Origin of the sequence: Weissella sp. DD23 (assembly GCF_001579105.1) — a bacterium.
Lineage (GTDB): Bacteria > Bacillota > Bacilli > Lactobacillales > Lactobacillaceae > Weissella > Weissella cibaria.
In genome coordinates this window covers 15,809-18,931 of sequence record NZ_KQ970400.1, presented here as the reverse complement: position 1 = coordinate 18,931, position 3,123 = coordinate 15,809, and the positions used below count along the sequence as shown (strand labels likewise).

The 3,123-nt window shown below is 45.3% G+C and carries 3 protein-coding genes and 1 pseudogene; 3 read left to right on the top strand and 1 reads right to left on the bottom strand.

Annotation, left to right across the window (positions count from 1 at the left end; genetic code table 11):
- The coding region (locus tag WEIDD23_RS11225; RefSeq protein WP_082778344.1) for a DEAD/DEAH box helicase at nt 1-2,129 on the top strand (2,129 nt) is incomplete at its 5' end.
- 11 nt (nt 2,130-2,140) lie between these two features.
- Nucleotides 2,141-2,365: a hypothetical protein gene (locus WEIDD23_RS11220; protein WP_134658205.1), complete on the top strand. Its 225-nt coding sequence runs from the start codon at nt 2,141-2,143 to the stop codon at nt 2,363-2,365.
- A 47-nt stretch (nt 2,366-2,412) separates the two neighbouring features.
- Here the strand turns inward: WEIDD23_RS11220 and WEIDD23_RS11215 are convergent, their stop codons facing one another.
- Nucleotides 2,413-2,799: a hypothetical protein gene (locus WEIDD23_RS11215; protein WP_010369668.1), complete on the bottom strand. Its 387-nt coding sequence runs from the start codon at nt 2,797-2,799 to the stop codon at nt 2,413-2,415.
- 140 nt (nt 2,800-2,939) lie between these two features.
- On the opposite strand from WEIDD23_RS11215, the pseudogene WEIDD23_RS14975 reads away from it, so the two are divergent.
- A pseudogene (locus tag WEIDD23_RS14975) lies at nt 2,940-3,123 on the top strand (ADP-ribosylating toxin); the annotation flags it as partial.

The following is a 3,123-nucleotide window of genomic DNA, read 5'->3' as shown; positions in this document are numbered from 1 at the left end:
TGTTGGCTAAGTTGTATGCCCAGGACCCGCAGTATCGTGCTGTGGCGTATTATTACGGCCGGGTGTTGTTTGCCTTGAAAAAGAATGACCGTTCAGCCGAGGTATTAGCCGGGTACGTACGGCAACGGCCAACGCCAAAGTCGAATATAGCGAATACTTATTTTTATTTGGCCAAGTTAGCGCTACGAGATGAAGACGCTGACACGGCCCAAAAATTTATTAAACGGGCGGCTGCACGTGGATTAAAGAATGAGCGTTTAGAAAAGATTCAGCAACAAATCTGGCAAGTTGCGGCAACGCAGGCTGAGGACAAGCCAGTCTTGAATTCGCGCATGCAGGTACGCTTAGATCGACTGGCTTCGAACGGTAATCCGATCGTGATGACGACCGAAAAAGAATACCAATCAGCCTATATTTTCGTGGATGGACTGAGTTATCAGCAGATTACCATGCTAGGTGACCGCGAATGGCACGAATTACGTTTGACCACGCCTCGTTGGACGAATATCCCAGGTTATATGAGTGCGTCTGTGCTGGAATCACGGACTTACTATGATAAGTATCTGCCACTGATGTCGGACATTCGTTATATGTCGGCCTTTAATGATTACTTGGAGGAAAATGCGTATTTCCAACAGAAATGGGCATTGTCCAAGGTCTTTGCGTTACTACAGGTACCGGAGTTTAATAAGGCAATCGTTGAACAACTCTTGGATGAGAGTCGTCAAACGGATGGTCAAGTTTTGAAGCACTTAGCCGCTGTCGATGATTTAGTAATGCTTAAACAAGCTGGTGAAGTATTGCCAGTACAAGAACGCCAACGTTTCCGTTCTTTGCCGTTGATGCAATCACCAGAGTTTGGCTTTATCCATGACGATGAATCATCTGGATATTTATACCTGAAGCAGAAACTAGCAGCTGAACGGACAGTTCGGAAAGCGATTGCCGCGACAACGGATCGTGTGCTACCGTTCCGCGAACAAGTGGTAGACTTTAAGCCACTTGGTGAACAGGCGGATTTTATCCAGTGGTTGCGTCATGAGCCACGCCGGGTGGTGGCCTTGTTAGGTGTTGGTGGTAGCGGTAAGACGTTTGTTTTGGGAAATATTCTGCAGACGGATCAAGTGGTGGCCTTGGCACCAACCCACAAAGCCAAGTTGAATCTGGTTGATAATGGGTTCCAGACGGTTGGTACGGTGCAATCAGTCGTCGCTGATACGGATACTGCCCAGGCCTTCAAGTCGTTTAAAACGGTCATCGTTGATGAGGTATCCATGATGACCATGGAGATGATGGCACAATTGTTGGCCTTTTTCAGTCCGGATACTCGTTTTATCCTGATTGGTGATGACGCGCAGTTACCACCCGTGAGTTTAGATGAAGATGCATTATCTGTGACGGGCGATTTGATTGGCATGCTCCGGACCTTTGGCACTGGCTTTATTTTCCAAAATAACCAGCGTGCGCGGAATGCGCAATTGCGTGAATTTATCGCCCATGTCCGAGCAAGTGATGCGAATTACTTGCGACAAACACCGCTGTATCAGACTGACACGTACCGGAATATGCTACAAGAAAAAATGCAGCATCTCGAGTTGGACGACACGATGATTCTCGCGTATACCAATCAGCGCGTTGCCCAGATTAATGAGTACTTCTTCAATCACCTATCAGCTGGTATGGACGACATCATCCCATTTACGAAGCGTGGCAAGTATGGCCGTGGTGGTTTCTTTATTGGCGCGAAGGTTATGTTTTATAACAATGATCAATCACATCAATTCGGGTACACGACGAGTGAATATGGTGAGGTGACCAATCTGCGCCAGAGTAATATGGCCGGTGACTATGGTGAAGTGGAAGTAACCATTCCAGCAACCGGCAAAGTGTATAAGTTACCGATTTGGCAGGCGCGCCAAGATTTATTGCTGGCCTATGCCATTACGATTCACAAGTCGCAGGGTAGTGGTGCTCGTAAGGTTTACGTGATGGAAGCAGCCGACTATGGCTTAGCCTATACGGCGGTTTCACGTGCAAAAGAAGAACTCGTCTTTGTCGACTATGATCGCGAAATGTTGATTCAAGCGTTAGCGACCCCGTCACCAAAGAAAATTAATTTGTATCGTTAATAAAGGACAACATGATGAAAAAATTTGTGGATTACCTACCGTTTATCGGTACCTTAGCCTTTTTGATTGGGTATATGTACCATATGGAAGCATTGAATATCGTCATGGGGCTGAGTTACGTGCTATGGGGTATTTTGAAACGGCGTGAGACCAAAAAAGCAGCGTTTACATTATCTGCATTACTGGGTGTGGCCATTATTTTTGTTGAACTTGTCGTCATGGCTGGTTGGCGGTAAATGAAAAGTCCGAAACAGCATTTTGTTTCGGACTTTTTGCGGTAAATTTATTTTTCGGTGGTCTCGCTGACCTTAACCATGCCACCATCTGGAATATCGGCGACATTAATGACGTTGGTATTCGTCTGTTTGATGGTTTTGACAACCTTGTTATGCTTATCTAATACTTGAACCTTTAACCAGCCGGACTGTTGTTCACTGGTTGACCAGTTGGCTTGCCAATTTGCGGCAGCGCGGGTACCAAAAATGGTTTTAACAATTGGTGTTGTGCCAGCTTCAAGCTGTTGCTTAGGCACAAAGAACAAGCCGGCAACAATTGCAATGACACCAATCAAAATAGGGAAACGAGATTTTGCGTCAGATTTTGTGTTATAAAAAATCATGCCGATTACCGCGACGATGGCGGCCAAAATAAATAGACTAAGTGGCATCATATGGACGAACCCTTTCTTATAGTTAGTTTTAGTATATCGTAAATTTAGTTTAGCGACGTATTTTAACTTTCAATTTGTCAGAAATGTTACAACGCGTCATAATATTGACATAATAAAAGTGTGAATTGGGGATGAATGCTATGAAGATGTGGCAAACAAGTTTATTGGTGACGTTTGGGATTGCTGGCTTGATTGGAACGACTACGCCAGTGGCTGTACATGCGGACGGCGTGCAAAGTAGTCAATCAGCAACAACCGCAACTGTACAGTCGAACATTAACTATACATTGGCAGGGGATGCCATTGCAGTCCAAAAGTTGCGGT